Genomic DNA, 6584 nt, shown 5'->3' with positions numbered 1-6584 from the left:
AAATATCCCACGTTAAGCCTGTTTTTTAAGCAGGCTTATGCCGTTGCACTCATGCCGATTCAGAGTGGTCCATGTGATAGACGGCTAATCCACTTCATGAAGTAGGGCGAGCGTACCCGCCCCTTTTCATTGCTAACGGAGGATCAGAAGCGGTTGTTGCGTCTTTTGCAGCATTTCAGAGGTATGACTACCGATAAAGAACTGCCGCAACCTGGAATGACCGTAGGCCCCCATCACTATCAGATCGACAGCATTTTCCTCGGCGTAACGAATAAGCGCATCCCCGACAGATTGCCCGGTAAGATGTGTTGTGCTGTTTTCTATACCCGCGTCACGTAAAATTTGTTGTGCGGCCAGCAGCTCTTCCTTCTTACCGTTTACCATGACAAGGTGGCACTCAAGCCCCCTGAGTAAGGGACTCATCGTCAGACGTTCCAGGTTTCTCCTGCTTTCTTCACTGCCATCATAAGCAAACATGGCTCTGGAAGGTGCTGAGTAGTTCTCCGGAACAACCAGCAGGGGTTTCTTTTGCAGACGAATAACGCTTTCCAGATGAGAGCCTACCGGATGCTGGCTACCCCGACGCCCCAGCACCATGAGACGAAGGTCGCTCAGCTCTGCCAGAACTTCATCCGGTGTACCGTGTTTTTGCATCAAAAGCACATCCGGGCTTCCCTGTTTTTGAAGCAGTTCAGAACAACTTTCCAGTATTGCTTTCCCCTGGGCCATCAGCAGGCGATTACGTTGCCCTTCAATTTCTACCAGCTCATCGGTCAGCAATTGCTGACTGTCTAGGCCGAGAGTGCCGGTCAGGTCTGACACTACCGGGGTGCTGTCTTTTTCGATAACGTGCAACAGTGCGAGCTGTGATTGCAAAGTGCGGGCTGCCCACGCCGCATATTCACACACTGACCGCGTTGAAAGTGAACCGTCCACACAGGCTGTAACAGTATTATTCATAGTTTTCCCTCCGGTCTGTTAATGACCGCCCATCAGTTTTTCGACTTCTTCAGGTTTATCGTGAACACCAAACCGGTCAACGATGGTGCGGGTGGCTTCATTCATCCCACGTATCTCAACCCCGGCGCCCTCTCTGCGGAACTTAATGACCACCTTATCCAGGGCGCTGACGGACGTGATGTCCCAGAAATGGGCATGTGAAACGTCTATCACCACATTCTCAATCGCTTCACGGAAATCAAAGTGGCTCGTAAAGCGGTCTGCTGATGCAAAGAATACCTGGCCAGTGACGGTATACGTCCGGCTCGTTCCCTCCAGAACTGACGTTACGCGCATGAACCGGGATACTTTAGTGGCAAAGTTGAGCGAAGCAATCAGTACGCCGGTCAGCACGCCGAAGGCCAGATTATGTGTTGCCACTACAACCGCGACAGTGGCAAGCATGACCACGCTGGTTGAAAGGGGGTGTGTCCGCAGGTTGGCAATGGAGCGCCAGGAGAATGTCCCGATGGAAACCATAATCATCACCGCGACCAGCGCTGCCATCGGGATTTGGGATACCCAGTCGCGCAGAAACACAATCAGGCAAAGCAGCACCACGCCCGCCGTGAGGGTTGAAAGTCGTCCGCGGCCACCGGATTTTACGTTGATAACGGATTGCCCAATCATCGCGCAACCTGCCATTCCTCCGATAAAGGATGTGCAGATGTTCGCGATGCCCTGAGCTTTGCACTCCCTGTTTTTGTCGCTAGGCGTATCGGTCATGTCATCCACAATAGTGGCGGTCATCATCGACTCAAGCAGCCCCACCACGGCAAGCCCCGCAGAATATGGCAGTATGATGAGCAGCGTCTGGAGATTTAAAGGCACGTCCGGGAGCAGGAAGACCGGCAGGCTGTCGGGAAGTTTCCCCATATCGCCGACGGTTCGCACATCCAGATGCAGCCACATGGCAATGCCGGTCAGCACCACGATGCACACAAGCGGTGAAGGAATGGTTTTGTTGATATAAGGGAAGAGATAAATGATCCCCAGCCCTGCCGCAGTCATGGCATAAACATGCCAGGTCACGTTGGTCAGTTCAGGCAACTGCGCCATAAAAATCAGTATTGCCAGCGCATTAACGAATCCCGTGACCACTGAGCGTGAAACAAAACGCATCAATCCACCGAGCTTCAGGTAACCGGCTATCAGCTGGAATACCCCGGTCAGTATGGAAGCGGCCAGTAAATACTGTAAGCCATGATCTTTCACCAGCGTCACCATCAGCAGCGCCATTGCACCGGTGGATGAAGAAATCATCGCCGGACGCCCGCCAAAGAAGGCCATAACGAGAGGAATACAGAACGCCGAGTAGAGGCCCACCTGGGGATCGACACCGGCGATAATGGAAAAGGCGATCGCTTCTGGAATGAGTGCGAGCGCGACAACAATACCGGCCAGAACGTCACCACGGACGTTACCCAGCCAGTCCTTACGCGTCGAGGACAGCAACATAGTAATTTCTCAGTTTTTAGATACAGTCAGCCCCTGAGGGCAGCATTTTTATGTACGGTAAAACACATCCGCAGACGGGATGTTATTGAGTGCGTTCTGAGGTTCGCTCAGTACGACAGAGGAAGGAAAAACTCAGGGTGGCGTAATACGCATAACGATTGTCAGATTCTCCAAAGCGAGAGTGCATGTATTGCCGGTTCTGTTGCCCGGGATAAATAAGAGGCATAGGGTCTGAGCCAGGACCAAACCAAGGCCGCTCAATACTATAAACAAATTACAGGCAGGGTCAAATCTGGGGTTCAGTACATAAGTCCTCCCCAACAAGTGATACACATATTTTGCTTTGAAATGCCTGGCACATAGCTGGCCGTCAAGCTGGAGCTACATTCATGATGATTGCTGTCCTGCTTTTACCCGGAGTATGGTTTGCCGGGTAGTATTAAATTCCCGGGCAATGGCGCTGATGCTGATCCCAGCATTAATACGAGCGATCACTGTAAGTTGCTGTTCTTCATTCAGTGCAGAAGGTCGACCAAACCGCTTTCCAGCTGCTTTCGCTCTCGCAATACCTGAATGTGTACGCTCAAGAAGCAAATCCCGTTCAAACTCCGCCACCGCTGAAATCACCTGCATCGTCATTCTCCCGGCAGCGCTGGTCAAATCAACACCTCCGAGCGCCAGGCAGTGAACACGAATATCTGACGAAGCCAGTTGCTCAACAGTTTTTCTTATATCCATGGCATTACGCCCAAGACGGTCAAGCTTGGTGACTATCAGCACATCACCATTTTCCATGCGATCAAGCAGCCGGATAAATCCGGGACGTTCGCTGGCAGCAACCGAACCACTTATATGTTCCTCAATCAGTCGCTGGGGTCTGATGGCAAAACCCGCCGCTTCAATTTCCCTTCGCTGATTCTCGGTGGTTTGCTCAAGAGTCGAAACCCGGCAGTAAGCAAAAACTCGTGACATAGGAAACTTTCCGTACGAAATAGATGTCCGAATTATAGCGCCTGTACGAAATGAATTTCACTTACTTTCGGACAGATATATTAGAAGGTGTACGAAACCGACCGGTTTCGGTCACTATTAACCATAACATATAGAAACTATACGCGAGGGAAGCATTTATGCCACGGCGACAGATACTGAGCAGTGAAGAGCAGGAGCGCTTGCTGGTTATTCCAGATGATGAAATGATTCTGACCCGAATGTGTTTTCTGAATGAACAGGATATTGCACTCATTAATAAACACCGACGGCCAGCAAATCGCCTGGGCTTTGCTGTATTACTCTGTTATCTGCGTGGACCTGGATTTATTCCGGATAAAAGCAATCCCCCTCACAGTGGCGTCATATCCAGAATCATTTCCCGACTGAATCTTCAGCCTGATTTATGGCCGGAATATGCCTCAAGAGAACAAACCCGTTGGGAACATCTGACTGAACTTTATCGCTACCTGAAATTATCCCCGTTCAGCCGGTCAATGCAAAAAGACTGTATCCGGCATCTTCACCCCTATGCCATGCGTACTGACAAAGGGTTTATGCTGGCGGAAGAGATGCTCAGCTGGCTACATAACAATAATGTTATCTTCCCTTCTGTTGATGTGATCGAACGGACGCTTGCCGAAGTTGTCACGCTCGCTGACAGAGCCGTATTTTCGGTACTTACTGCGCAACTGGAAAAGCAGCATGAATCAGCACTCGACAGCCTGCTCATATCAGAGGGTGAACAACCTTCCCGTCTGGCATGGCTACTTCAGCCTCCGGGTAAAATAAACGGTAAAAACGTGCTGCAACATATCGACAGGCTTAATTCCATCGCCGCGCTGGAATTGCCTGATGGTATTGCGCTTTCCGTTCACCAGAACAGGTTACTTAAACTGGCGCGTGAGGGCCGGAAAATGAGCAGCAGAGATCTGGCAAAATTCACCGATGTCAGACGTTACGCTACGCTGGTTTGTGTCATTCAGGAAGCGCGGGCCACACTGACTGATGAGGTTATCGAACTGCACGAACGTATTCTGGGCACGCTGTTCAGCCAGGCAAAACGCACACAAGCCGAGAGGCTTCAACTGACGGGGAAACTCATCCAGAGTAAGTTGAAGCAATATGTTACTGTCGGTCAGGCACTGCTGCATGCCAGAGAATCCGGTGAAGATCCCTGGGCAGCGATAGAAGATGTTCTGCCCTGGCAGGAGTTCATCAGCAGTCTGGAAGAAACTCAGTTTCTGTCCCGTAAGGGCAATTTCGACCCGCTTCACCTGATCATCGAAAAATACAGTACGCTGCGTAAATACGCCCCGCGTATGCTGTCAGCATTGCAGTTCATCGCGACACCTGCCGCGCAGACACTCAGCGATGCGCTGGACACCATCAGGGAAATGTACCGTAAACAACTTCGTAAAGTTCCGCCAGCAGCGCCAACAGGATTTATCCCTGAAAGCTGGCGAAAACTGGTACTCACGCCTTCAGGAATCGACCGCAAGTACTACGAGTTTTGCGTACTGAATGAACTCAAGGGGGCGTTACGCTCAGGTGATATTTGGGTAAAAGGATCGCGCCGCTACAGAAATTTTGATGATTATCTCATCCCGGCTGCTGAGTTTGAGAAATCCCGACATAATGACCAGTTACAGTTGGCCGTTCAGACCGATTGTCAGGCATATCTTCAGGCCCGTATGACGCTTCTTGCGTCGCGTCTGGAAGAAGTTAACGGGATGGCTCTTGCCGGTGATTTACCAGATGTTGATATCTCAGATAAAGGCGTAAAAATCACTCCGCTGGAGAACAGCGTCCCTTCGGGTGTATCCTCATTTGCCGATTTGGTTTATGGCATACTTCCTCATCCGAAAATTACGGAGATACTGGAAGAAGTGGACAGCTGGACAGGGTTTACGCGTCACTTCACGCACCTCAAAAAAAATAACGTCAGACCAAAAGACGGAAGACTGTTGCTGACCACCATTCTGGCCGACGGCATCAATCTGGGGCTGACAAAAATGGCGGAGTCCTGCCCGGGGGCAACAAAATCGTCACTCGAAGGTATTCAGGCATGGTACATCAGGGATGAAACCTATTCAGCGGCACTGACCGAGCTGGTCAACGCTCAGAAAGCGCGACCTCTGGCTGCATTCTGGGGCGACGGTACAACATCGTCGTCAGACGGGCAAAACTTTCGGGTAGGCAGTCACGGGCGTTATGCCGGCCAGGTCAATCTTAAGTATGGTCAGGAGCCGGGCGTGCAGATTTATACGCATATCTCAGACCAATATAGCCCGTTCTACGCCAAAGTGATCAGCCGGGTGCGCGACTCAACCCACGTGCTTGATGGTCTGCTGTACCATGAAAGCGATCTCGAAATTACCGAGCATTACACCGATACCGCAGGTTTCACTGAACATGTTTTCGCCCTGATGCATCTGCTGGGATTCGCTTTTGCGCCGAGGATCCGGGATCTTCATGACAAGCGGCTGTTTATTCATGGAAAGGCAGTTCGCTATCCGGGGCTTCAGTCTGTCATATCAACAACCAGCCTGAATATCAAAGACATTGAGGCGCACTGGGATGAGGTATTGCGCCTGGCAACCTCGATTAAGCAGGGGACAGTCACCGCATCGCTGATGATGAAAAAGTTAGCCAGTTACCCAAAACAGAACGGACTCGCCAAAGCGCTGAGAGAGATTGGCCGCATCGAGCGGACACTATTTATGCTGGACTGGTTCCGAGATCCCAGTCTGCGCCGACGCGTACAGGCGGGGCTGAATAAGGGTGAGGCCCGTAATGCCCTGGCGCGAGCAGTTTTTATGCACCGTCTGGGTGAGATAAGAGATCGTGGGCTGGAGAATCAAAGTTACCGCGCCAGCGGGCTGACGTTACTGACAGCGGCGATCACGTTGTGGAACACGGTATATATAGAAAGAGCCATTGAGTTACTGAAACGAAAAGGTATCCCGATAAATGAGCAACTGGTATCTCATCTTTCTCCCCTGGGCTGGGAACATATCAATCTGAGTGGAGATTACGTCTGGCGTAACAATCTTAAGCTGGGATCCGGAAAATACCGCTCATTACGCACAGTCGACACCACATTGTACAAAAAACAGTCTTAGCGTGGGATAATT

General features: G+C 51.0%; 4 protein-coding genes. 1 reads left to right on the top strand and 3 read right to left on the bottom strand.

Translation table 11 applies throughout. The annotated features are described in order from the left end of the window. Positions 1-132: 132 nt before the first annotated feature. From KCR01S_RS23345 to KCR01S_RS23335, 3 genes are all read right to left on the bottom strand, one after another. Positions 133-960 carry a universal stress protein gene (locus KCR01S_RS23345; RefSeq protein ID WP_059686671.1) on the bottom strand — a complete coding sequence of 276 codons (828 nt, stop codon included), beginning with the start codon at positions 958-960 and terminating at the stop codon, positions 133-135. An 18-nt stretch (positions 961-978) separates the two neighbouring features. Continuing rightward, positions 979-2457, bottom strand: coding sequence for a SulP family inorganic anion transporter (locus KCR01S_RS23340; protein ID WP_061285238.1), 1479 nt, complete (start codon positions 2455-2457; stop codon positions 979-981). A gap of 387 nt (positions 2458-2844) precedes the next feature. Next, positions 2845-3429 (bottom strand): recombinase family protein, encoded by a 585-nt coding sequence (locus KCR01S_RS23335; RefSeq protein WP_061285237.1) that lies wholly within the window; start codon positions 3427-3429, stop codon positions 2845-2847. 158 nt (positions 3430-3587) lie between these two features. Here KCR01S_RS23335 and KCR01S_RS23330 point away from each other — a divergent pair, with 158 nt between their 5' ends. Beyond that, a complete protein-coding gene (locus KCR01S_RS23330; protein WP_061285236.1) occupies positions 3588-6572 on the top strand; it encodes a Tn3 family transposase in 2985 nt (994 codons plus the stop codon). Positions 6573-6584 lie beyond the last annotated feature (12 nt).

The sequence above is a fragment of the Kluyvera cryocrescens NBRC 102467 genome, assembly GCF_001571285.1.
In the GTDB taxonomy this organism is placed as follows: Bacteria; Pseudomonadota; Gammaproteobacteria; order Enterobacterales; family Enterobacteriaceae; genus Kluyvera; species Kluyvera cryocrescens.
The sequence above is the reverse complement of the archived record's forward strand: the minus strand, read 5'-3'. Positions and strand labels throughout refer to the sequence as shown.